This window comes from Aquirufa ecclesiirivi (genome assembly GCF_011250515.1).
Lineage (GTDB): Bacteria > Bacteroidota > Bacteroidia > Cytophagales > Spirosomataceae > Aquirufa > Aquirufa ecclesiirivi.
The window spans coordinates 213,842-237,571 of sequence record NZ_JAANOP010000001.1 but is presented as its reverse complement, the minus strand read 5'-3'; the positions used below and the strand labels follow the sequence as shown (position 1 = coordinate 237,571).

Genomic DNA, 23,730 nt, shown 5'->3' with positions numbered 1-23,730 from the left:
TTGTTTTTTTATTTAAACACAAAGACACCATATTTTTTATAGTCGTGGAATGTGCCTGGTAATGGCGACCAGGACCATTTCGCCATTTTTCCAGTATCATAGTCGAGCCGACAAAAATTCCCTTTCCATACCATTCCTGGTTTAGCGGGTACATTTTCCAGTGGAGTGAGCAGGGTAAAAGGGATAAATAGCTCGGCAGACCATGTACCCATACCTCCAGGAATGTGTTTGATAGAAACCTTCTTTTGGACTTTTCTTTCACCCTCATAATGCCAAGGTAACCATCCATAAAATTTGCCTTGTAAATTCGGCACCATTAAGACAAGTTCTTTTTCCAAAGGATTTATTTCATATTCAAAATAGAGAGGGTTAGCGGGATTCGGATGAAAAAACACCTCGAATACATCGGCTTTATATAAATCCTCAAAATCGTTTAAATGGCTTGTACTGATTTTTTGATCTTTACCTTCCAAATACACATACATTCCTTTGTCGGAATACAGAATTTTAAACCGACTATCTAATTCCTTGGCTAGTTCATTTCGGGCGGGTAAAGGATACCATTTACTTTGTTGCCATGCAGGATGATTCGCTTGTCCATCCATGGGGAAGTCGGGAACATGCTGTACTAGCAAGGTGTCTTGTGCAACAATTGTACTAGAAATAAGCAGAAGTAAGAAAAAGCAGAATTTCATGAGACCAAAGGGGGTGTTATTTTTTTATGTCTGAAAAACAAAAATAAGGGGAAGGCAAAGGCATAGCCGATTAGAAATGTAAATAAAATGTATAACCATACTTTTTTCATGTGTAATCGATAGCCTTCTACTATCATGAAAAAAGTTCCCGCCATGGTTCCAGTCCAGAAGTCGAAGGTTAAACTTTTGGCATAATAACTAGTCCAGGTACTTTGAACAAATTGGACTACATCAAAATTTCCGTTTTGTTCTTGCATACCTAGCCAAACAAAATAAAAAGTGAGTGACCCTCCCACAATAGAAAGGAAGAGATAAAAATAGGCAATATTCGTTGGCAGAGGTTTCATGGGCTGTTGATTGAGAAGAATTTTAAAAATTGGACTGCTCAATTTACTCATTTATTCGAATCGGAACTTTTTACATATATAATTCGGTTTTGGGATATTAAAATAGCCAACATGAAAATAGAAATTTGGAGTGATATCATGTGTCCCTTTTGTTACATTGGGAAACGTCATTTAGAAAAAGCCTTAGAGCAATTTGAATCGAGTACCCCGATTGAAATTGAATGGAAAAGTTATCAATTGGATCCTAGTATACCGATGCATTTTGATGAGCCTGTGAATATTTATGAGTATTTAGCAGATCGTAAAGGAATTAGTGTAGAGAAATCAAGGGAGATGCACCAACAAGTAGCCGAAATGGCGGAGAAAGTTGGGTTGAATTACCAATTTGAACGTTTGGTCGTGGCCAATTCCATGAAGGCACATCAGTTAATCCAGTTGGCCAAAGAGCAAAAGAAGGATAATGAAATAGAAGAGAAATTATTTGAAGCCTATTTTGTGGAAGGGAAAAACTTGGCTAGTGAGACGGAATTGGTGACTATTGGAGAATCTGTCGGATTAGAAAAAGAGGCGATTTTAGCAGCTTTGGAGAATGATGAATTCGCTTATCGAGTGCGACAAGATACGCAGGAAGGAGTCAGCTTGGGCTTGAAAGGAGTGCCCTTTTTTGTGTTCAATCGCCGCTACGGAATCCCGGGCGCTCAACCTTTACAGGTATTTATTGATACCCTTCGCCAAGCAGCGGAACATGATTAATATCAGTATTTTATCGAGTAATTGGTAGTTTTCTCAGGAATCAAATCTGACATTCTGCGTAGTTTTGTGTACTAAGGTTTATTAGCTTACCTCTTAGATTTGTCAACTTTTAAAAAGTTGACAAATCTCCGGTGAACTGGTGAACTGGTGAACTGGTCAACCGGACAACTGGCCAACTGGCCAATCGGTCAGACAGTCAGTTGGTTAGTCATCCGAGCTGATTAGCTGGTTATTTAGCCAATTGACAAGCAAGCAACGAGTCAATCGACATGATGGCCAAAACTAGTAATCCAAAACCTACCAAAGGTTGAATGATCACACAGAAAATGATGAATTATGATTCCAATCGATGCCTCTTTACTGAATAAATACAATGTACCTATTCCTCGATACACAAGCTATCCAACGGTGCCTTATTGGGATAATGAAATAGTTGAAGATCGGTGGAAATCAGCTTTTAAAATACGCTTTGAGGAATGTAATGATTCCCAAGGTATCAGTCTATATATTCACCTGCCTTTTTGTGAAAGTATGTGTACCTTTTGTGGCTGTAATAAGCGCATTACGACTAACCACAAAGTGGAAGATGAATACATTGAGGTAGTATTGCAAGAGTGGCAATTATATCGTCAACAAATGACTGCCACGCCATTAATTCGGGAGTTTCATTTAGGAGGAGGCACTCCCACATTTTTTTCTCCTGAAAGTTTGCAACGCTTAATTCAAACTATCCTTTCGGATTCTCAGGTAGCAGAGGAGCATGAATTTAGCTTTGAGGGGCATCCCAATAATACCACATTTGACCATTTAAAAACCTTGTTTGATCTAGGTTTTAATCGAGTAAGTTTTGGTATGCAAGATAGTAATCCTGAAGTGCAACAGGTCATAAACCGTATTCAGCCCCAGGAAAATGTCCAACAAGTAGTTCAATGGGCCAGGGAAATTGGGTATGAATCGGTGAATATTGATTTGGTTTATGGTCTTCCTCTGCAAACCATAGATCGTATCGAAAAGACCATCCAAGATGCCATTTCTTTACGTCCTGATAGGATTGCTTTTTATAGTTATGCGCACGTGCCTTGGACCAGTCGAGGTCAACGATTATTCGACGAAAATGATTTACCCTCTGCTTCCGAGAAATTAGCCTTATACCAATTGGGCCGAAGCATTTTTTTAGCTCATGGCTATCAGGATATTGGTATGGACCACTTTGCTTTGCCGGATGATTTGATGTACAAAATCAAAGAGCAAGGTACTTTACACCGTAATTTTATGGGTTATACCGTTCAGCAAACAGGCATGGTTTTAGGCTTAGGCGTTTCTAGTATCAGTGATGTTTTTTATGGTTTTGCCCAAAATAAGAAAACGATTCATGATTATTATGAAGAAGTGAAGCAAGGTAAATTAGCTGTTTTCAAAGGTTATTTTTTAACTGAAATAGATCAGTCCATGCGACAATATATATTGGATGTTGCATGCAACGGTAAGACTCAATTTAGACCAGAAGATCTTCCCATACTAGAGACTTACAGCTTTCCATATTTAGCCGAACTAGAAGAAGACGGATTAATTCAATGGGATTTTCAAGGCTTGAATTTGACATCTATGGGAGCCAATTTTGTCCGAAATGTTTGCAAGGCCTTTGACATTAAATTATTAACAGATGAGCACGCTACTTTAAAGTTTAGCCAAGCCGTGTAGCCACACACGCATTACATTTCATCAACTTTCAACCATACGGGATTTTTATTTTCTTTACAGAAATAATCTGAGGCTTTTAGCCTCATCCCTTTATTTATGGGTGTCAAGATATTACGAAGTCAGCGTTTATACGTCAAAGATCTTAGTCTTAAAGATGCCCCATTCTTGTTGGAACTACTCAATACCCCTGGATTCATGGAATTTATAGGTGATCGTGGGGTAAGAAGTTGGGAAGAAGCAAACGCTTTTTGTACCAAATTGCGTAATAATCCCGCTATTCATTACCGAGTCGTTTTTCTCCAATCTTCAGATATTCCTCTGGGAATCATTTCTCTTGTTCAGAGAGATTATTTACCTCAGCCAGACATTGGTTTTGCGTTTTTACCGACATATTCGGGTATGGGCTATGCCTATGAAGCAGCGAACTTGGTCTTAGAGGATTATTTTGCTAACCATAAAGCGCCTATCTTCGCCACCACCTTAGAGCATAATGTTCGTTCCATCAAATTATTGTTGCGCTTAGGTTTAACATTTGAGCGGAGCATAGAAAGAGATCAGCAACAATTACTAGTGTATAAAAAAGACCCATGGAATCATTAGAAAGGCAAATCCAGCAATTAGAAGAAAATATATCCTATATGCATGTGAACGATGCGCAAATCTCTAAAGGGTCTGTAGGCTGGCATATAGAGCATTGCCTACTGGTGTTGATCACCGTGATTAGTGCTTTGAAAAAATCTGATCCCCATCGTTATACCTGGGTATTCAATTGGAAAAGAGTGTGGGTATTTTTTACTCAGAAAATTCCAAGGGGAAGGGTGAAAGCTCCTTCTTATGTTGATCCGCAGGTTGATCCGTTACATGTCACCGATCAACTTACCAAGGTAAAACAATCTTTAGAAGAGATGAAAACACTACCTCATAAGGCCTATTTTCACCATTTTATTTTTGGGGATTTGGATTTAAAGGATACCCACTATTTTTTGCGAATACATACTCACCATCACTTGAAAATAATGGCGGAATTAATCAATGGTGATGCCGAAGCTGGTCAATAATCCAGCTAGATTTGATTTAGAAAATTTAGCTTTTTTCATTCGATTAATTTGAGGACTTATCTCAAAATGATAGGCTGTTCGGAAGTCGGCCTTTTCTAGATTAGTTTGGTCAAATTGTGCGTTCAACAAATCACAATCATCAAAAAGGGCTTCACTCAAATTGGCATTGCTAAAATCTACTTCGTGTAAAGAGCAGTGTTTAAATGTAGCTTTTTTCATTTGTCGTTGATAAAACGAGGACAGATTTAAAAAGCAATGGTCAAAGTGCACCTCAAATAGAAAAGGGTTGGCATATTCAAAATGTAAACCTTGTAAACGACAATTGAAAAAGGATACATTTTGCCATTTGGTATTTCCCATCTTGACTAGGCTAAGGTTGCAATCGTGGAACTGACAATCGATGAATGAATATTCCGATAAATCCAATTTGGCTAATTCACAGTACTTAAAAATACAAGCCTCATATTCTCCTTTAGGGAGCCCCTCCAAGGTGTAATTTTTCTTCTCAAAAATTTGTTGAAATGGGTTTTCCATGGTGGGCAGATTTAAATAGCTAATTTACGAGAAATTTTAGCAATAGTTCCTCCTTCATTCATCTTTCCTAAGGCTAGGGGATTCAGAAAAAGATTGTAAATTAGGCAAGATTTATAACCTATTTTTCCATCATGAAACAGTTACTGCGAGCCCTTTTGGTATGTGCTTTGTTCGTACATCCTTTTTTTGTTTCAGCTCAAAAACCCATAGAAGGCTCTTGGTCCAATACCCAAGGAGACGTGTCTACCTGGATTTTGGTAACGGATCAAATTGTTAGTGTTACTCAGTTTGAATCAAATAGCCATAAGTTGCTGGCAACATACGGTGGAACATATCGCGTGAAGGGGAAAGAATTGGAAATTCACCAAGAATGGAATTCGAAAGATTCATTACAAGTAGGTCAGTTGAAAAAGCTTATATTTCAAAAGAAAAATGGGCAGATTCAAGTGGAACAACAGGTTTTCACTCAGATGGACCAAGGTGAAGCAGGGAAAATGAAAGGCGCTTGGATTATTGTCGGGAATTTTTCAAATGAAGTGCTGTCTCGAAGACCTAATCCTTTTTTCCCGAGAAGAACCATGAAAATACATACAGGAAAGGCCTTCCAATGGATTGCCTACAATGTTCAAAGCAAACAATTCTTTGGCACAGGAGGAGGCTTTTATAGCACGCAAGGAAATACCTATAACGAAGAGATTGTATTTTTTACCAAAGCCAGTTCAAGTATTGGCAAAAAACTTCCATTTGAATTTCAAATTCAAGATGGAATTTGGCGACATAAAGGGCAAAAATCTACAGGTGGTCCTATGGATGAGGCATGGTCCAGAAGGGAATTATTGGACCATAAATAATTTCCATAGATGATTGATTTGTTAGGCCATTTACATCCCTTTTTAGTGCATTTTCCCATTGGGATATTGGTCATAGCTTGTGTCATGATTTGGGCACAGTCAATTCGAAAAGTTGAAACCCAATCATCCATTTCTGCCTTGCTATTGTTGGGAGCCATTGCAGCTATAATGGCCTCAATATCGGGCTTTCTTTTATCAAATTCAGGGGCTTATGAAAAAGGGGATGTTTTAGCCCATCAATGGTGGGGAATAGGAACTACCCTTTGCGCCCTGGGTCTTTATTTTTTTCAAGCTTATCAAAAAATCATTAGCCTTATTTTATTTGTTGCATTAGCTATCACGGGTCATTTGGGTGGGGAGCTAACTTATGGGTCCAATTATTTTTTTGCCAGAAAAAAGACAGTATCTCAATCCAAGGAATTGAGCCTTTCAACAGTAGATACAATTCAACAGAAAATAGAACTGGATACCGCAGTTGAAGTGCTTAGCACCGCAGGAAATTTTCCATTTGAGCAAGAGGTTTTACCCATTTTGAAAAGCCATTGTTTTCAATGTCATTCCAGTAAAAAACAGAAAGGGAAATTACGTTTAGATACCGAAGCTTTCATCAAAAAGGGAGGAAAGGAAGGGCCTATTTTACTTGCCGGAAATCCATTGAAAAGTCATTTATATCGTTATTTGATTTTGCCGGAAGACGATGATTTGCACATGCCACCTGAAGGCAAAAAACAATTGAATGAAAGGCAAATGGCCATCATTAAAAGATGGATTGAGATGGGGGCACCATTTTCTGAGTCAATGCATGCATTGTCTTTACCGTCTAATGCCGCAGATTCAATGCATGCATCGGATATACAGTCGCATGCATTGGATATAAAACAGCCTACAATGACTTTGCTGCCTCTGGAATCAGCTAACCATGCCGACATACTTCAAGCTAAGTCGCAAGGTCTTAGTATTAGTCCATTTGCCAATCATCCTGCAGGTTTGAGTTTGAATTTTGTTAATGTAAAGCATCTTGATTCAAAGGCTTGGCAAGCGACTAAAAAGATCCAAAACAATGTTTTACAAATCAAATTAACCAAACGACAAGATATCCAAGTGGAGGAACTCCTGAATTTTAAGAACCTTCAGCAAATAAATCTTGAACAAAGTAATATTCAAGATGGTGATTTAGAGCGCTTAGGGCAATTGCCCCACCTAGCGCAGTTAAATCTATATGGGACACGGATTTCTGACCAAGGGATAAAAGCCATTGTTGCCATGAAGGCATTAAAAGTTCTTTATATTTGGCAAAGTAGGCTCAGTCAGGAAGGCTTGCAAGCTTTGAAGAAAGCTCGACCTGATTTAAGCATCGTGGAAGGAAAATTCCAATTTAGTCCGCCAGATACAAATCGTTTGAAAGCAATAAAATAGCGTATGAAAAGGTATGGGTTTTTGATATTTCCGCTTTGTTTTTTGATGGCCGCCAAGCCACCTAAAAGCTTGCCTTTACCCGCAGATGTGACATTGGAATATCGTCAATTACCGGCAGCACTGGACTTTAATATTCATATAAAACCGATATTGTCCGACAAATGCTTTGCCTGTCACGGACCAGATAAAGCCAAACAGAAGGCTGGCTTGCGACTAGATTTGCCTGAGAATGCCTATGCCAAATTGCCAGAAAGCCCAGGTAAAGTGGCGATCACACCGGGTAATCTACAAAAGAGCGAGTTGGCCCATCGCATTCTTTCCAAAGACCCTAGCTATGTCATGCCTGAGCCGAAATCTCACTTAAGTTTATCTGCCAAAGAAAAAGCCATACTCCTTAAATGGATACAGGACGGAGCTGTATATAAACCGCATTGGGCTTTTGTTAAACCCGTAAAGCAGGCCATCCCTGAATCTCAAAAGGGGATGAATGTGATCGATTATTGGGTGCAAACAAAATTGGAAAAGGAGTCCTTAAAAATGAGTGCCAAAGCTTCCAAGGCCTTACTGCTTCGTCGGCTCTCTTTTGATTTAACAGGACTGGCGCCTAGCATTCCTGAATTAGAAAATTATCTTGCTGACAATACCCCGAATGCTTATGAAAAGCAGGTAGACCGACTGCTCGCTTCGCCTCATTTTGGCGAAAAAATGGCCGTAGATTGGTTGGATTTAGCTCGTTATGCGGATTCACATGGCTATACCGTTGACCGTATCCGGGATATGTCGCCCTACCGCGATTGGGTTATTAAGGCTTTCAATAACAACATGCCTTATGATACATTCATTCATCAGCAATTGGCCGGTGATTTAATGCCCAAACCAAGTAAAGAGATGTTGATTGCCACGGGATTTAACCGAAATCACCCCCAAAATACGGAAGGGGGAATTGTGGAAGAGGAGTTTCAAGCAGAATATGTGATTGACCGAACCAATACTTTCGGGGAAGCATTTATGGCGATATCCACAGGTTGTGCCCGTTGCCATGATCATAAATACGACCCTATTTCTCAAAAAAATTATTACGAACTTTTCAGCTTTTTCAATAATGTCCGAGAAGCAGGTCAAATCTCCTATTCGGATGATTTGCCTACTCCTACTTTGATGCTTCCAACCAAAGAAAAAGAAGAAGTTTTGAAATTCATTCAAACTAAGATTCGGACGGTAGAAGAAAAAATGAATCAAAGCCCGACATCCAATGCTCCTTTTCAAAACTGGATAAAGAGCAAGGGTCATGAAAAATTGGCGGATGAAATGATTCCTCAACAGGGCTTAGTGGCTTATTTTGATTTGGATGCGACATTGAAAAATAAGTTGAATGATAAGCAGGTCGCCGTGATCAAGAGAGAATCAGGAAAGACAGGAGATCAGCCCGTTTTTGTGAAAGGAAAGCAAGGTCAAGGATTAGCTTTTGATGGAGATGTTTATGCGGATTTAAGTCCTGCCGGAGTGTTTAGAAAGTCGGAACCATTCACTATTGGCATGTGGGTGAATATTCCCAAAGACATGAAAGAAGGGGTTATTTTTCATAAGAGTAATGCGGAGCGACTGTATAATTTTAAGGGATTTCATGTCTATTTGAAAAACAATCGACTGGAAATAAACATGGCGCATACGGCTCCATCCAATGCCATCAATAAGGTGATGAAAACAGATGTTCCGCGAGATCAATGGATACATCTAGCTTTGACTTATGACGGATCTTCCCAGGCCGCAGGATTTAATTTGTTCGTAGATGGTCAAAAGTCGGATATGGAAACAGTCATTGACCAACTGTATAAAGACATCATTTATTTCTCCAAAAATGAATTAGGCTTACAAATTGGTGGATGGTGGCGTGGCCTTGGTTTTAAAGGAGGGAAAGCCGATGAAGTGGCGGTTTACAATCGGGAACTTATTCCTTATGAAATTCAAGTTTTGGCTCAAAGGGCCTCCTGGAAAGATGTGGTATACAAGTCGCAAGACCAATGGACTAACCATCAAGGAGAAGCTTTTCGGGCCTATTTCAAACAAAATTTGGATAGCACCCAATTGGCCTTTGCCAAAGAAATCAAACATTGGCGAACAGCTTTGGCGGATTCATCGGAGAAAATAGAGGAGGTGATGATCATGCAAGAAATGCCCCAGCCTAAAAAGGCATTTTTGCTGCAACGTGGTCAATACGACGCCAAAGGACAAGAAGTTTTTCCGAATACTCCCCAAAAGATTTTGCCATTTCCAACCAACTTACCCAAGAATAGACTCGGCTTGGCACAATGGTTAACCCAAGAAAATAATCCTTTAACTGCTCGAGTGGCCGTGAATCGCTTTTGGCAAAACTTTTTTGGGACTGGTATCGTCAAAACGTCCGAAGACTTTGGAAACCAAGGTGAAATGCCTTCCCACCCCGAATTATTAGATGCTCTGGCTATCCAATTTCGAGAGTCTGGTTGGAATATCAAGCAAATGATGAAGCAAATGGTGATGTCGGAAACCTACCAACAAGATTCAAAGGCCACGGTGGAACAAAGGGAAAATGACCCAGAAAACCGATTATTAGCTCGGGGGCCTTCTGTTCGTTTAAGTGCGGAAATGATTCGAGACAATGCTCTACAAGCTAGTGGTTTATTAGTGCAAAAGGTTGGCGGAAAAAGTGTCTATCCTTATCAACCTGATGGTTTATGGGAAATCAATAGCTCACATTACAAACAAGATACCACTTCAGCAGTATATCGCCGAAGCTTGTATGTGGTCGTGAAGCGTTCGGTACCCAATCCCACGCTAGCCACATTTGATGCTCCTTCCAGAAGTTCTTGTTTGGTACGTCGACAAAAAACCAATACACCTTTACAGGCGCTTGTGGGCCTGAATGACCCCACCTTTTTGGAAGCAGCTAAGATGTTGGGAGAACAAATGGCCGTAGAAATAGATGTTAACAAAGCCATACAAATGACCTTTAAAAAACTGACAAGTCGGGAAGCCTCGGATAAAGAATTGGCTTTGTTGGTCGATCTACAAAGAAAAAGTTTAGCTCGTTTTCAGCAAGATGCAAGCAAAGCAAAAGGCTGGCTACAAGCTGGAATGAAGCGATTGCAAGGAAATATGGATGGAAATCTGGTGGCAGCCAATGCTGTGGTAGCCAGTGCCATCATGAATTCAGACGCTAGTATTACCAAACGATAAAATTATGGGACATAGACACAGCGATCCATTTCGTTTATCGCATCCAGATTTAGAAAAGCTTAATCGGGGACTAGACCGAAGAGATTTTTTGAAGAAGACAGCCATGGGTTTTGGGGCGATAGCCTTGAACGGATTGCTGGCTTCTCATCAAGCGCAAGGCCAATCTTTGGAACAACAAATATTGGATGCCTTACCTAGAATAGCGCCCAAGGCGAAACGAGTGGTGTATTTATTCATGAGCGGAGGCCCGTCCCAGTTTGAAACCTGGGATTATAAACCTGAATTGACTAAACGGATGGGTCAGGATTTGCCCGATTCTATTCGGAAAGGTCAGCGCTTAACGGGTATGAGTGCTAATCAGGCTATTTTGCCTGTGGCAGCTTCTGCCTATGGGTTCAGACAATATGGGCAAAGTCAAACTTGGGTAAGTGACTTATTGCCTTATACGGCGCAAGTAGTGGATGAATTGTGCGTAATCAAATCCATGTTTACCGAGCAAATCAACCATGATCCAGCGATTACTTTTTTTCAGACAGGACATCAATTACCCGGTCGACCGTCCATTGGTTCTTGGTTAAGCTATGGTTTGGGTTCAGAGAATCAAAACTTGCCCGCTTTCATTGTCATGGTGTCTAAGGATGCTTCCAAAGATCAGCCGCTGTATGCCCGACTTTGGGGAAATGGCTTTTTGCCCTCAGAACATCAAGGAGTTCAATTTAGGTCCAGTAAAGACCCTGTTTTGTTTTTGTCAAATCCCGAAGGATACGATGGCAAGGACCGCCAAGAAATGCTGGATTATTTGAAGCAGTTGAACCAATTGCAAAATGAATCTTGGGGCGATCCCGAAGTAGATGCCCGAATAGCCCAGTATGAAATGGCTTTCAAGATGCAAACCTCTGTGCCCGAAGTGATGGATGTCTCAGATGAACCACAGGAAGTATTTGATTTGTATGGACCCAATAGTCGAGATAAAGGAAGTTTTGCCGCCAATTGCTTATTAGCTAGAAAGTTATTGGAAAAAGATGTGCGCTTTGTTCAGCTGTACCATCAAGGCTGGGACCATCACGATAGTTTACCCAAAAACATCGTTAATCAGTGTAAACAAACCGATCAGGCAACGGCCGCTTTGATCATGGATTTAAAGCGGAGAGGTATGCTAGAAGATACCTTGGTGATTTGGGGAGGGGAGTTTGGTAGGACGGTTTATTCGCAAGGTAAATTATCACCAACAGGTTATGGACGAGATCACCATCCCAAATGCTTTAGCATGTGGATGGCAGGAGCTGGTGTGAAGGCGGGGACGACTTTTGGTCAGACGGATGATTTCAGTTATAATATTATCAAAGATCCCGTGCATGTGCATGATTTTCAGGCTACTATGTTGCACCTGATGGGCATTGACCATGAGCAATTAGTGTATAAATACCAGGGTCGTAGGTTCCGATTAACCGATGTACATGGTAAATTGGTCAAAGGTATTTTGGCCTAGTTTTTTCATCTTATGTTGATAAATTATGAAAGTTTGTAAGGTTCTGATTGTCGTATTTCTTTGCAGTATTTTTCTGCCTACTTGGGCACAAAAAAATACCTATTCTGCTGATGTGATTGTGTATGGGGGAAATGCTTCGGCCATCATAGCGGCCGTGCAAGTGAAAAAAATGGGCCATAGTGTCATCGTCGTTTCTCCCGACAAACATTTGGGTGGGCTAACTTCGGGCGGTTTGGGATTTTCAGATACGGGAAACAAAGAGGTGATTGGAGGTTTATCCAGAGAGTTTTATCAACGCATATATCAGCATTATCAAAAGGAAGAAAGTTGGCTTTGGGAAAAGAAATCACAGTTTGGCAATAAGGGTCAAGGAACCGTGGCCATGGATGGGGCCAATAAAACCATGTGGATTTTTGAGCCACATGCCGCGGAGCAGGTGATGGAAGATTTGGTTATAGAATACCAAATTCAAGTTTGGCGTGAGGAATATTTGGATCGCAGTCGACAAGGCATCCGATTAAAAGATGCCAAAATTCAGGAGATTAGTACCTTGTCCAAAAAGCATTTTGTCGGTAAAATGTTCATTGATGCAACCTATGAAGGGGATTTGATGGCCTTAGCTGGGGTTAAGTACCACGTAGGTAGAGAAGCGAATTCGGTATATGGAGAAAAGTGGAATGGGGTGCAGGTGGGAGTATTTCAGCATGGACATTATTTTAAATCGAAGATTAGTCCATTTAAGGTAGCGAATGATCCTAGCAGTGGTTTATTGCCTGAAGTTTCAACAGAAAAACTGGGACCCAATGGTTCGGGAGACCATAAAATTCAGGCTTATTGTTTTCGGATGTGTTTGAGTAATCATCCAGATAATCGGATGGCTTTTCCTAAACCTGAGGGCTATAATCCAGATCGATACACCTTGTATGCTCGGGTTTTTGAAAGCGGTTGGCGAGAGACCTTTGATAAGTTTGATGCCATACCTAACCGAAAGACAGACACCAATAATCATGGACCGTTTAGTACCGATTTTATAGGTAAAAACTACGATTATCCTGAGGCTACTTATGCACGCAGAAAAACCATCATCAAGGAGCATGAATTATACCAAAAGGGATTGATGTATTTCTTACAAAACGACCCAAGAGTGCCTTCGGAAGTTCAGGACCGCATGAAGACCTGGGGTTTAGCCAAAGATGAATTTAAAGATAATGGAGGCTGGCCGCATCAATTGTATGTGAGAGAGGCGAGAAGAATGCAGGGCAAATACGTCATGAAAGAGGCGGATGCATTGGGAAAAACGAAGATCGAAGAACCGATAGGGATGGGATCCTATTCCTTGGACTCGCATAATGCTCAGCGATTTGTCACGGCAGAAGGCTACGTTCAAAATGAAGGAGATATCGGGGTACATCCAGATAAACCATATTCCATCAGTTATGGCTCCATAATTCCCAAAGAGCAGGAATGTCAGAATTTATTGGTGCCCGTTTGTCTTTCCAGTTCGCACATCGCCTATGGATCGATCCGCATGGAGCCAGTCTTCATGATTTTAGGTCAATCCGCTGCCACTGCCGCGGTATTAGCGATCCAACAAAAAACCAGTACCCAGCAAGTGCCTTATTCGCTGTTGAAAGAACGTCTGGTGAAAGATGGGCAGGTGGTTTCTTATTAGGAAATGTAGAATGTAGAATTAGGAATGTAGAATGGGTAGTGTCTTGTTATGAAATAGTTAGACAATATTCTGATAATTAAGTCCAATTCAAATTCAGGTATTTCTTTAAAAATTACCTAAGTAAATTACTCTCGTTTTTTATACGAGGGTAAAAAAATCAAAAATTTACCCTCGTTCGCCAGATAAGAGTAAAATTTACCCTCGTTCGTTCCCACAGATTTTAGGGGATCTATTTGATTCGGTATTATTATGTAAACAGAATAATTTACCAGTTAGCAAAATGATTATTTGTATTTTTACCCGCCAATTAAGAGCTAGAAACCAATAATTCTACATTCTACATTTTTCATTCCAACACTAATCCCTATTGCCAAATCACTAATATTGCAGCTGCGTTCATCATCTTTCGCTCGTGCTGACCGACGGTATTTTCAATCAAAAAATCTCAAAATTCATTCTAAAAACTAAAATCTAATAAAGACAACTGATGAGGTTAATCCCAACGAAAGATGGGAACGTAGCATGAGCGAAGCAAAAGCAAATGGTAAATGATGAATTATAAAGTATAAATGGTAGTGGCTCATTCTACATTCTACATTCTACATTTTCCATTCAATTAAAGCAGATCCTTAAACTGATACCCTTCCGTGATTCTTTCTTTGCTTAATTTACGGTATTCAGCTAAGCCCCATAGGACTAATTCTTTCATGAAATAACGGTCTTCTTTCTTGATTTTTGGAATGTATTTCTTTAGTAAATCATCCAAAGGTTTAATGGAGTCTAAGCTGCTTTGGTATTCTGCATCCGAGCAATCATCCGTAATCACCACGCCGCCTTCGGTAAAGATGTATTCCAAAAGCGGGTCGTAAGGACTGACCAAATCTTTCTTGTGAAGCTTCTCTATCTTAGGGAAATAGTTCGGGAAAAAATGGTGTACCGCCTGACTAATCAATTGTTGAGCTACTTCTGCCGCTCCCTCTTGTTCGCCTTCATAAACCAACTCCACTTTTCCTGTGATGGAAGGAACGATTCCCATAAAATCCGATAAGCGCAAGGAGGTATGGTCATCCCCAGCGCGCAATGAACGTCTTTCAGCAGCACTCATGAGGTTTTCTAAGGCCGTAATGCTCATACGCGCACTAACGCCACTTTTGGCATCTACAAACTCACTATCTCTAGCCACAAAACTGATTTGCTCCAAAATATCCATGGCCAATTCAGGAACATAGACGCGGTCTTTTTGCTCTTTTTCTAACTTAGCTTCCTGGGCCGTAATCGTTTTGGCGATTTCAATACTTTCTGGATAATGCGTTAAGATTTGAGATCCAATACGGTCTTTTAATGGGGTCACGATACTTCCCCGATTGGTATAATCTTCTGGATTAGCCGTGAAAATGAATTGCAAATCCAAAGGCATGCGCAATTTGAAGCCTCGGATTTGAATATCCCCTTCTTGTAAAATATTGAACAAGGCCACTTGAATACGAGCCTGTAAATCGGGCAATTCATTGATGACGAAAATACAGCGATTGGCACGAGGAATCATTCCAAAATGTATCACTCGGTCATCGGCATAAGACAACTTCAAATTAGCTGCTTTGATGGGGTCCACATCCCCGATCAAGTCGGCCACGGTCACATCAGGCGTAGCTAGTTTTTCGAAGAAACGTTCATCGCGGTGCAACCAAGAAATAGGCGTAGCATCGCCATTTTCGGCGATCAAATCTTTGGCAAAGCGTGAGATGGGCTGAAAAGGGTCATCATTGATTTCTGAACCACTGACAAAGGGAATATACTCATCCAAAAGACTGACCATCAAACGGGCTAAGCGTGTTTTTGCCTGTCCGCGTAGTCCTAGCAGGTTGATGTTGTGTCGCGATAAAATAGCTCTTTCTAGTTCAGGAATAACGGTATGTTCAAAACCATGCACCCCTTCAAATGGCGTTTGTCCCGCTTTGATTTTAGCGATCAAATTTTGTCTTAATTCGTCCTTGATGCCTCTGCTGGTATATCCTGATTTTTTTAGTTCTCCTAAAGTGGCAATTGTGTTCATTGACATGTGGCTTTATTTAATGCGTTTTTTTCGATTCGTTTCGTAGTCTTCAAAGATCATTTCTCCCAAACCTTTCAATCCGGTATAAAATGCTTTTCCTTGATTGGCTTGAGTAAATTCATTCACAAAGCGTTGCAGGTATTGATCTCGCGCAATCATGAAGGTGGTGATGGGAATATGTAATTTTCGGGCTTGTTGAGCCTGGGTATAGCATTTATCCACAATGTATTCATCGAGGCCATTGCTATTCATGTAATATTCACCGTTGGGCAATTTGACACAGCTAGGCTTACCGTCCGTAATCATAAAGATCTGTTTGTTGGTATTTCTTTTTCTTCTCAAAATATCCATGGCCAACTGTAGACCCGCCACCGTATTGGTATGGTAAGGCCCCACTTTGAGATAAGGTAAATCTTTGATGGAAATACTCCAGGCATCATTGCCAAAAACCAAAATATCCAAGGTGTCTTTGGGATAGCGTGTGGTGATAAGCTCGGCCAACGCCATGGCTACTTTTTTGGCAGGGGTAATGCGGTCTTCTCCATACAAAATCATGCTATGGCTAATGTCGATCATGAGTACCGTACTCATTTGAGATTTATGCAGCGATTCCTCGACCACTAAGTCCTCTTCACTTAGTTGGAATTGGTCCATGCCGTGGTTGATTTGGGCATTTCTCAAACTTTCTGTCAACGATATTTTTTCTAAACTATCCCCAAATCGATACTCCCGAAACTCGCCCGTATGTTCGTCGCCACTTCCCGGATGTTTGCTTTTATGATTCCCAGAACCACTGCGTTTCAGGTCGCCAAAAATGGTATCCAAGGCTTGTTGGCGGATGGCTCTTTCTGTTTTTGCCGTAATGCCTAAACCCGGACTTCCGTCTTCTTTGGTTTCATCGCGGATATAACCTCTTTTTTTCAGGTCTTCAATAAAATCGTCGATGGTATAAGCCTCATCCGTCAGTTGATATTCCTTGTCTAATTCCCGTAGCCAGTCGAGAGCCTCATCCAAATCCCCAGAAGTATGAACAATCAATTCTTTAAAAATGGCAAAAAGCTTATCGAAAGGGCTCTGATTTTCAGGCTCATAGAGTTTAAAATAGAAGGCTCTTTTATTTTCTTGACTCATGTGATGGGGTAAGGAAGCTCAATAGTAACGCTAATCTAGGCTTTTCTGTTTCATAAATTTTAAAATTAGATGAATGAGTTTGAATTCACTCCATCAAAGTTTTTAAAGCCACATGAATTCTATATTTTTACCCGTCAAATTTTAACAGATGACCATAGAAAAATTCCTTCAAATAGCTTTTAGTATTGGTAGTCGATATTATTTAGTAGCAGGAGCATATTTCTTGATTTTCTATGTCCTTTTCAAAAAGGGATTTGCCAGTAAAAAAATACAAACAGCTTATCCCAAATTGAATGATTACCTCCGTGAAATTGGTTATTCTTTAGGGACTATCATCCTTTTTGCTGCAGTACCTATTTTCATTGTACAAAACCCCGCTGTTCGGCCATATACTACCTTATATGACCAGATGGATGGTATGGGCTGGGCTTATTATTGGTTTGCTTATTTACTGATGTTTTTGATGCACGATACCTATTTCTATTGGGCTCATCGAATCATGCATCACCCTAGTATTTTTAAATGGGTGCATAAAGTTCATCATTTGTCGACCAATCCCTCTCCATGGGCCGCCTATGCTTTTCATCCCTTGGAGTCCATCGTAGAAACGGGCGTTTTTGTTCTATTTGTCTTTACGATTCCCGTGCACCAAAGCCATATTTATTTGTTTTTCTTTTTTTCCATCATTTACAATGCCTACGGACATTTGGGTTGGGAATTGTATCCATCCGGATTTTCGAAATCTTGGATTGGTAAATGGATTAATACTTCAGTAAGTCATAATCAGCACCATAAATATTTCAAAGGAAATTATGGCTTGTATCTTCTATTTTGGGACCGTGTGATGGGAACATTGAGGGAAGATTATGATACGGCTTTTGAAAAAGTAAAACAGAAACAATAAACCTTTCTTATGAAATATGTATTAACCTTGCTTTTTAGCCTTTTACTGGGTTTCAGCAGTATTGCTCAAAACAAAAAATTTGATTTTATCGCCTTTGGGGATATGCCTTATAAATTGCCAGAAGATTATGGTCGATTTGAAGGTGTGATTAAAAAAATTAATCAAGAAAAGCCGGTTTTTAGTGTCCATGTTGGGGATATAAAGTCAGGTTCGACCCCTTGTTCGACCGAGTACTTTTATAAAATCCATCAATATTTTGAGACATTTGATCAGCCTTTGGTTTATACGCCGGGTGATAATGAATGGACGGATTGTAACCGTAAGGCAGCAGGGGAATATGATCCAAATGAGCGTTTGAAGGAGCTGAGAAAAGTATTTTTTGCTAAGAAAGAGAGCTTTGGGAAGAAGAAAATAAAATTAGTTTCTCAATCGGAAAATCCAGCATTTACTAATTATGTGGAAAACAATACTTGGGAATACGGAGGGATACAGTTTGCTACGATACATTTAGTAGGGTCCAACAATAATTTGAAAGGAGCCAATGCCGATAACACGGAATTTAATGAGCGTGAAAAAGCCAATGAAGCGTGGTTGGAAGAGGTTTTTGCGAAGGCGAATTCAAAAATGGGCTTGGTTTTTTTCACTCAAGCAGATATGTTTTACCACGGTATGGTTCCCTCAGGTTTTACCCAAATCGTGGAAAAGTTGACGACTTTAACCAGGGCTTATGGAAAACCTGTTTTATGGATTAATGGAGATTCCCATCGTTTGCTGATTGAAAAGCCATTATTGATGCCCGATAAGAAATCAACAATTTTGAATTTTACGCGTTTGCAGGTTTTTGGTGAGGCAGATATGGAAGCTGTAAGAGTAAAAGTGGACCCTAAATCCTCCCAATTGTTTTTGTTTGAGCAATTGATGGTCGACTAAGGAGCAAGCAAAGTTTCTATTTGTTTGTCTATTTCTAAAGATAAAGCTAGGGCTTCCATCAAAGGAAGTCCTTTTTTCATTTCTGGACGAAGATGTCCTGTGGAGCTGAGCCATGCATCTTTCATCAGATTATGCCGTTTGACGACCAATTGATAAAAGGCATTGGGGTCTTTGATGGGTGATAAAGCATCCGTAATGGATGAAAACTGGAGTATGTTTTTTTGACCTAAATAGCGTAAAATTTGTTGAGCCATAATCCAATGCCCCCAATCCCCAGGATGTACCCCATCTTTGGCTAAGGCAAAATTAGTATCTGTTTTTTGCTGAGTAGTTTGAAAATCCTGCATAGGGAAATGCACATCAATCACCTCCCAAGATTTTTGTTGGAGTATCCATTCCGAATAGCGATCCAAGACTTGGGCGTAGCCTGGCTTTTTACCTTTAATCTCATCAAAAGGGGCAGGTGTTAGGTGAATGATTTTGGAACCTCGAGCCTCAATTTGTTCGTGCAACCAAAGGATGCCATCTTTGAATTTTTGAAATCTAAGCGAGTCAAGAGGAAGGTAAATGCCATCATTCATACCATAGGAAGCAAACACAATATCGGGTTGGGTTTGAAGAAGCACACGGTCTAGTCGTTCATGGAGGTCGGGTCTTGGAAAACGTCCATCGGCATGGCCTTCTTCCGATAAACCTGAGACCGTTTCACTGGGTAAACCCGCATTGATGAATTCAATTTTTTGTTGAGGAAAATGGGCTTTATGGTAAGCTTCAATAGCTTGTACGTATCCAGCAGCATAGGTAATGCTGTTTCCTAGAAAAAGAACTCGTTTGACGGAGGTATCAAATAAAGGTGTTTGAGCCTGTGTTAGGCAACAGATGAAAATGAAACAAACGAGTAGCCCATGCGTCTTTTTCAGCTTCATTTTTTCCTAGATTTTGGAACGGGTAAAACCTGAATTTCGATATTTCTAAAATCGATTTCTTGACCTTCACTTTGAAGCGCGATAAATCCTTCTTTTAATAATTTTCCATCAATTTTTATGGCAGGATTATAGCCATTGGCCACGCCTCCGCCAATCTGCGGTTGAGCATATTCCAATACCTTTTCGCCATTGATGTAGTGACTAACTAAAGAATCCCCTAAAACAACTAATTCCGCTTTTACCCATTGATCTCCTTCGTAGGTTTTGGAGCTAGAGTTGATGCAATGCCGTGGGTCAATTCGTCCGTTATAGAACACATCGGTTCCAGGTGAGCACATATTTCCAGTTGGTCGGGGTTTACCATCACCTAGCCCTGCCAGAAACTGCATTTCTACGGAAATAGGCCAGTCCTGTTCTTTAGGCATGGTTTTGGGATCTTGGGAATGGAACATGACACCTGAGTTTTTCAAGGTATAATCTGGGGCATCTTTTCTCCAAATACCCGTGAATCGATATTCTAGTCGGAGTTTATAATAAGAAAATGGTTTTTTATAATACAAGTGTCCATAGCGATTATTGAAATGGTCGTATTGGTCATACCTAACTTTAATTATCCCATCTTCTACCCGAAAGGTTTGGCCATAATTATCTCCCACTTCATGATGGAAAATTTTCACAGTCCAATCTTTGATGTCCTTACCATTGAAAAGAGAGACCCATTTTTCTTTTTTGGGCTTAAAAGAAAAGGCCGAGAAAGCCAGTATTATGGCAAAGAAAGCAAGGGTTATTTTGGACATCATTATCAGTAAATAGGTAATTTGAGAGAATGTCCAAATATATCAGATTCTTGAATAAAAAATTCGATTATTTTGTTTTTGTAACAGGGTTGACAGCGTTTCAAACGCTGGCAACCCTAGCCAATTTAAGCATTAAATCCCTTTGATAAATGCCACCAAATCCGCCATATCTTGCAATTTAATATTGGCATCTAAGCCATTTGGCATGGCAGAAACTTTGGATGAAACTCTCGATTTAATTTGGTATTTCTCAATGACCTGAACCGCACCGCCCATTTGTTTTAGGCTAAGCGAATTGTCGTTTTCCGAAGTAATAATTCCTGATATTCTAGAACCATCCGACATTTGTAAATCCCAATTGCCATATTTGTCTGCAATGGAATTATTTGGATTGATAATTTCCGTAATGATAGAAAGGGCATTTCTACTTTTTAAGGTAGATAAATCAGGCCCAAATGAAACACCTGCTACGCCTTTGATTTGATGACATACGCTACAGTTTGCCTTGAAAACTTCTTTACCTTTCGCGGCATTTCCCGCCATGTCAGCGGCAGGCAAATAATTCTGTAATACCGCTTTTCTATCCTCACTGATGGCCAGAACTTCACGAGCTAATTTCCGGATATTGGCATCATAGGAATTCATTAATTCCACAAACTGCGGCCATTCTAAATCGGATTTTGGGATATTTTTATTGGCAATTTCCTTCAACAAAGGAATCATGTTTTTCTCATTCACAATTTGATAGCGAATCCACGCCTTTCGAGAAGGCATTTTCATTTGTTGGTATACCTGATTAATCTGAGCCATTTCCTGCGCTGAAATCTGATTCGGTAAAGCTTTGAGACTGGCCAATCGAATGGATTCACTGCTAGAAGTACGAATGAACGAAATTAATTTGCTAGTGAATGCTGGATCCTTTTGTAAGGTTAACAAGGCCAAGGCATCCTCTTGAAATTGGGCATCTTGACTTGCCGAAAATTTGGCAAAGACTTCTTTGGCAAAAGTTTTATCTGCTGGTAAACCCACCGCCTTGAATACTCCAATGATGGCATGACGCATGTTTTTGTTTGGAGAAATTAAAAATGAGTTGGCCAAGGCATTTTTTTGACTTTCATTCAAGCTAATTTTCTTTTCCGCATATTCGGCATAATTGGCCAAACCTTTTAATAGCGCCGCTTGCCACCAATCATTGCTCACTTGCGCATCACTTGTCAATGCCAAGAAACTGATGTCCTGCTTTTTCATTAAGGCTGCCGCAACATAGGCGAAGAAATTTTCCTTTCCTTCAGAGGGCTTATTTCCAAAATTTGCAATGGCCCCTTTTAATAAATTTAACTCAGAATTTTTTGAGGCAGCAATAGCAGCTACACCCACCCAATGATCATCAATATCTTGATTCAAAATACTACTTCGCAAGGCTACTGCTTCAGGAAATGTGAAAAAAGCCGAAGAGCATAGCCATTGAAAACGTACTCGGGCATCCTCATCTTTAGCTACCTGAATAAGTGCTTGTTTTAATTCATTATTTGATGCAAAAGAGGGCGATGTCACCTGGTGATCCGCAATTTTCAGGGCATTTTCACGCACTCCTGCTGTTTTATTTTCTAAAGCTGAGACTAAGTCTTCTGGGGTCAATTTGCCCCAATCCGACAATAACCATAAGGCTGGAATACTGGCTTCTGCCTCTTTCTTAGCAATCGTTTCTTGCAAAGCTGGTACGACTGACACATCTTTGCGATGGAACAATAAACGTTGGGCGGTTTTTCTGAACCAGCCATTGTCTGATTGTAATAGCTCAACGAGCTTTTCTGAAGACTCTTTCGACAAATGAGTGTTATTCATCCAATTCATTCCTGCACTTCCCTTTTTTGTGATACGATAGATTCGACCTTTGGTCTTACCATTGTATAATGCCCCGCTTTTATTAACCTCCTCCGACATCCATTCAGGATGTTCAATCAATTGTCGGTAATAGTCAATCACATATAAAGCCCCGTCTGGACCAACGTAAAAATTGACTGGTCTAAACCAGGGGTCTTTGGAGGCTAAAAATTCTTTTTTCTCGAGTAATCTTTTACCAGAAAAGGTAGATCCTTTGGATTCAATGATATCGGCATGAACCAAATTATGTACAGGTTCTCCCACAAAAGTCACTTGACTAAAATCTTTGCCAAAAGCCCCTCCATCATACCAAGTGATCCCACAGCTGGATGTTACCACGCCCACGTCTGTTAACAATTGATGGTTTGGGTTTTCTGAAATAGGATAGACTTCACAAGCATCTCCATGATCTGGAATTTTTTCCATGGCCTCAGGAATGACCAGGTTAGGGTTGGTACTAGTATAGCGGGCATCCAATACCTCGTGGTAAAGGTGATCTGCGTTATCGGTGTAAAATCGGTGACCCCAAGGGTCAAAAGTGTGCCCGTACTGGGTTTCACCAGACATGGATTCTAGACCAAAAATATCGGGTTTAAATCGAATATTACGACCATTTCCGTTTTTGGGTAGGATGTTTGCTTTTGAGTTAGCAGGGTAGCGAATATCACTTCCTTTATCTCCAAAAAGGTATTCATAAGCAAAGGAATTGATGGATCCAGAATGGCCTAAATAAATCCAGTTATCCAAACCGAATTTTGGGGAATTCATATTATGTTGCGGATTCGACAATGAAAATCCTGTTAATATTACCTCCCGCTTATCCGCTTTATTATCGCCATTGGTATCTTCAAAATAAAGGATGTTGGGAGCATCGGCTACAATGATTCCTTTTTTCCATTTCATGATTCCCATAGGTAGGGTTAAACTATCCACAAAAATTTCGGATTTATCAGGATATCCGTCACCATTGGTATCCATCAGTTTACGGACTTGTCCCGTTTTGCTTAAATCCAATGGATAGCCAGGCATTTCTAAGACAAACCAGTTGCCATCTTCATCGATTTCCATGGCCACGGGATCGGCGACCAGGGGCTCGGCAGCTACCAATTCTATGTCAAAGCCGTCCATGAGTTGAAAATCATCGAGGGCCTTTTGATGCTCCTTGGAAAGTTTAGGATGATTCTTTTTCTCGGTGGAGCAAGCGAAAATACTGAGGCAAAGGAAAATAAATATAAAATTACGCATGTTGTTTGATAGGTTTAGTTCACGCAAGTTAACGCATTTATTAAGTTTTGATGAATCTGCAATTCCCTCATAAATGAGATTTTAATCAATATGCTAGATTTTATTATTAACATGTATAAATAGTTGTC

19 protein-coding genes are annotated in these 23,730 nt (G+C 40.2%); 11 read left to right on the top strand and 8 right to left on the bottom strand.

Translation table 11 applies throughout. The features are described from left to right. Positions 1 to 8: 8 nt before the first annotated feature. Together G9H65_RS00885 and G9H65_RS00880 are read right to left on the bottom strand one after the other, a co-directional pair. Positions 9 to 695 (bottom strand): carbohydrate-binding family 9-like protein, encoded by a 687-nt coding sequence (locus G9H65_RS00885; protein WP_166373482.1) that lies wholly within the window; start codon positions 693 to 695, stop codon positions 9 to 11. Continuing rightward, the gene (locus tag G9H65_RS00880; protein ID WP_166373481.1) at positions 692 to 1,042 is read right to left on the bottom strand and encodes a DUF2834 domain-containing protein; all 351 of its coding nucleotides are present in this window, start codon (positions 1,040 to 1,042) and stop codon (positions 692 to 694) included. The genes G9H65_RS00885 and G9H65_RS00880 overlap by 4 nt, the downstream gene beginning before the upstream one ends. Positions 1,043 to 1,153: 111 nt before the next feature. Between G9H65_RS00880 and G9H65_RS00875 the strand changes: the two genes are divergently transcribed. From G9H65_RS00875 to G9H65_RS00860, 4 genes are all read left to right on the top strand, one after another. Beyond that, a complete protein-coding gene (locus G9H65_RS00875) occupies positions 1,154 to 1,795 on the top strand; it encodes a DsbA family oxidoreductase (RefSeq protein WP_166373480.1) in 642 nt (213 codons plus the stop codon). Positions 1,796 to 2,131: 336 nt separating this feature from the next. Continuing rightward, entirely contained in the window at positions 2,132 to 3,496 is a 1,365-nt protein-coding gene (hemN, locus tag G9H65_RS00870) for an oxygen-independent coproporphyrinogen III oxidase (protein WP_166373479.1), read from the top strand. A gap of 96 nt (positions 3,497 to 3,592) precedes the next feature. Further along, positions 3,593 to 4,096, top strand: a complete 504-nt coding sequence (locus G9H65_RS00865; protein WP_166373478.1) for a GNAT family N-acetyltransferase — start codon at positions 3,593 to 3,595, stop codon at positions 4,094 to 4,096. Further along, positions 4,084 to 4,554: a hypothetical protein gene (locus G9H65_RS00860; protein ID WP_166373477.1), complete on the top strand. Its 471-nt coding sequence runs from the start codon at positions 4,084 to 4,086 to the stop codon at positions 4,552 to 4,554. The genes G9H65_RS00865 and G9H65_RS00860 overlap by 13 nt, the downstream gene beginning before the upstream one ends. Here the strand turns inward: G9H65_RS00860 and G9H65_RS00855 are convergent. After that, on the bottom strand, positions 4,522 to 5,088 hold the full coding sequence (locus G9H65_RS00855) for a pentapeptide repeat-containing protein (RefSeq protein ID WP_166373476.1): 567 nt from the start codon (positions 5,086 to 5,088) through the stop codon (positions 4,522 to 4,524). The genes G9H65_RS00860 and G9H65_RS00855 overlap by 33 nt on opposite strands. A gap of 131 nt (positions 5,089 to 5,219) precedes the next feature. Here G9H65_RS00855 and G9H65_RS00850 point away from each other — a divergent pair, with 131 nt between their 5' ends. From G9H65_RS00850 to G9H65_RS00830, 5 genes are read left to right on the top strand one after another with little or no spacing between them, the layout of a single operon-like run. Further along, entirely contained in the window at positions 5,220 to 5,939 is a 720-nt protein-coding gene (locus tag G9H65_RS00850) for a hypothetical protein (protein WP_166373475.1), read from the top strand. Positions 5,940 to 5,948: 9 nt separating this feature from the next. Further along, positions 5,949 to 7,355: a c-type cytochrome domain-containing protein gene (locus G9H65_RS00845; RefSeq protein WP_166373474.1), complete on the top strand. Its 1,407-nt coding sequence runs from the start codon at positions 5,949 to 5,951 to the stop codon at positions 7,353 to 7,355. Positions 7,356 to 7,358: 3 nt separating this feature from the next. Then, positions 7,359 to 10,571: a DUF1553 domain-containing protein gene (locus G9H65_RS00840; protein WP_166373473.1), complete on the top strand. Its 3,213-nt coding sequence runs from the start codon at positions 7,359 to 7,361 to the stop codon at positions 10,569 to 10,571. Between the two features lie 4 nt (positions 10,572 to 10,575). Next, positions 10,576 to 12,060 carry a DUF1501 domain-containing protein gene (locus tag G9H65_RS00835; RefSeq protein WP_166373472.1) on the top strand — a complete coding sequence of 495 codons (1,485 nt, stop codon included), beginning with the start codon at positions 10,576 to 10,578 and terminating at the stop codon, positions 12,058 to 12,060. A 25-nt stretch (positions 12,061 to 12,085) separates the two neighbouring features. After that, positions 12,086 to 13,732, top strand: a complete 1,647-nt coding sequence (locus G9H65_RS00830) for an FAD-dependent oxidoreductase (RefSeq protein WP_166373471.1) — start codon at positions 12,086 to 12,088, stop codon at positions 13,730 to 13,732. A 616-nt stretch (positions 13,733 to 14,348) separates the two neighbouring features. Here G9H65_RS00830 and G9H65_RS00825 read toward each other — a convergent pair. Together G9H65_RS00825 and G9H65_RS00820 are read right to left on the bottom strand one after the other, a co-directional pair. After that, positions 14,349 to 15,791 (bottom strand): AAA family ATPase, encoded by a 1,443-nt coding sequence (locus tag G9H65_RS00825; protein ID WP_166373470.1) that lies wholly within the window; start codon positions 15,789 to 15,791, stop codon positions 14,349 to 14,351. Positions 15,792 to 15,797: 6 nt separating this feature from the next. After that, positions 15,798 to 16,916: a vWA domain-containing protein gene (locus tag G9H65_RS00820; protein WP_109321812.1), complete on the bottom strand. Its 1,119-nt coding sequence runs from the start codon at positions 16,914 to 16,916 to the stop codon at positions 15,798 to 15,800. 148 nt (positions 16,917 to 17,064) lie between these two features. Between G9H65_RS00820 and G9H65_RS00815 the strand changes: the two genes are divergently transcribed. Both G9H65_RS00815 and G9H65_RS00810 read left to right on the top strand, forming a co-directional pair. Beyond that, a complete protein-coding gene (locus G9H65_RS00815; RefSeq protein ID WP_166373469.1) occupies positions 17,065 to 17,820 on the top strand; it encodes a sterol desaturase family protein in 756 nt (251 codons plus the stop codon). A gap of 9 nt (positions 17,821 to 17,829) precedes the next feature. Beyond that, the gene (locus G9H65_RS00810; protein ID WP_205753210.1) at positions 17,830 to 18,750 is read left to right on the top strand and encodes a metallophosphoesterase; all 921 of its coding nucleotides are present in this window, start codon (positions 17,830 to 17,832) and stop codon (positions 18,748 to 18,750) included. On the opposite strand, the gene G9H65_RS00805 is transcribed toward G9H65_RS00810, so the two are convergent. From G9H65_RS00805 to G9H65_RS00795, 3 genes are all read right to left on the bottom strand, one after another. Continuing rightward, the gene (locus tag G9H65_RS00805) at positions 18,747 to 19,676 is read right to left on the bottom strand and encodes an SGNH/GDSL hydrolase family protein (protein WP_166373468.1); all 930 of its coding nucleotides are present in this window, start codon (positions 19,674 to 19,676) and stop codon (positions 18,747 to 18,749) included. The genes G9H65_RS00810 and G9H65_RS00805 overlap by 4 nt on opposite strands. Next, positions 19,673 to 20,473, bottom strand: a complete 801-nt coding sequence (locus tag G9H65_RS00800; protein WP_166373906.1) for a 3-keto-disaccharide hydrolase — start codon at positions 20,471 to 20,473, stop codon at positions 19,673 to 19,675. The genes G9H65_RS00805 and G9H65_RS00800 overlap by 4 nt, the downstream gene beginning before the upstream one ends. A gap of 132 nt (positions 20,474 to 20,605) precedes the next feature. Continuing rightward, complete coding sequence (locus G9H65_RS00795) at positions 20,606 to 23,602, bottom strand: PVC-type heme-binding CxxCH protein (protein ID WP_166373467.1); 2,997 nt, start codon at positions 23,600 to 23,602, stop codon at positions 20,606 to 20,608. Positions 23,603 to 23,730 lie beyond the last annotated feature (128 nt).

Bases quoted from the DNA above. Each gene is read 5' to 3' on its own strand.
- hemN (WP_166373479.1), top strand. From the start codon at position 2,132: ATGATTCCAATCGATGCCTCTTTACTGAATAAATACAATGTACCTATT.
- G9H65_RS00835 (WP_166373472.1), top strand. From the start codon at position 10,576: ATGGGACATAGACACAGCGATCCATTTCGTTTATCGCATCCAGATTTA.
- G9H65_RS00800 (WP_166373906.1), bottom strand. From the start codon at position 20,473: ATGTCCAAAATAACCCTTGCTTTCTTTGCCATAATACTGGCTTTCTCG.
- G9H65_RS00810 (WP_205753210.1), top strand. From the start codon at position 17,830: ATGAAATATGTATTAACCTTGCTTTTTAGCCTTTTACTGGGTTTCAGC.
- G9H65_RS00885 (WP_166373482.1), bottom strand. From the start codon at position 695: ATGAAATTCTGCTTTTTCTTACTTCTGCTTATTTCTAGTACAATTGTT.
- G9H65_RS00860 (WP_166373477.1), top strand. From the start codon at position 4,084: ATGGAATCATTAGAAAGGCAAATCCAGCAATTAGAAGAAAATATATCC.
- G9H65_RS00850 (WP_166373475.1), top strand. From the start codon at position 5,220: ATGAAACAGTTACTGCGAGCCCTTTTGGTATGTGCTTTGTTCGTACAT.
- G9H65_RS00830 (WP_166373471.1), top strand. From the start codon at position 12,086: ATGAAAGTTTGTAAGGTTCTGATTGTCGTATTTCTTTGCAGTATTTTT.
- G9H65_RS00875 (WP_166373480.1), top strand. From the start codon at position 1,154: ATGAAAATAGAAATTTGGAGTGATATCATGTGTCCCTTTTGTTACATT.
- G9H65_RS00855 (WP_166373476.1), bottom strand. From the start codon at position 5,088: ATGGAAAACCCATTTCAACAAATTTTTGAGAAGAAAAATTACACCTTG.
- G9H65_RS00880 (WP_166373481.1), bottom strand. From the start codon at position 1,042: ATGAAACCTCTGCCAACGAATATTGCCTATTTTTATCTCTTCCTTTCT.
- G9H65_RS00820 (WP_109321812.1), bottom strand. From the start codon at position 16,916: ATGAGTCAAGAAAATAAAAGAGCCTTCTATTTTAAACTCTATGAGCCT.
- G9H65_RS00795 (WP_166373467.1), bottom strand. From the start codon at position 23,602: ATGCGTAATTTTATATTTATTTTCCTTTGCCTCAGTATTTTCGCTTGC.
- G9H65_RS00845 (WP_166373474.1), top strand. From the start codon at position 5,949: ATGATTGATTTGTTAGGCCATTTACATCCCTTTTTAGTGCATTTTCCC.
- G9H65_RS00815 (WP_166373469.1), top strand. From the start codon at position 17,065: ATGACCATAGAAAAATTCCTTCAAATAGCTTTTAGTATTGGTAGTCGA.
- G9H65_RS00865 (WP_166373478.1), top strand. From the start codon at position 3,593: ATGGGTGTCAAGATATTACGAAGTCAGCGTTTATACGTCAAAGATCTT.
- G9H65_RS00840 (WP_166373473.1), top strand. From the start codon at position 7,359: ATGAAAAGGTATGGGTTTTTGATATTTCCGCTTTGTTTTTTGATGGCC.
- G9H65_RS00825 (WP_166373470.1), bottom strand. From the start codon at position 15,791: ATGTCAATGAACACAATTGCCACTTTAGGAGAACTAAAAAAATCAGGA.
- G9H65_RS00805 (WP_166373468.1), bottom strand. From the start codon at position 19,676: ATGAAGCTGAAAAAGACGCATGGGCTACTCGTTTGTTTCATTTTCATC.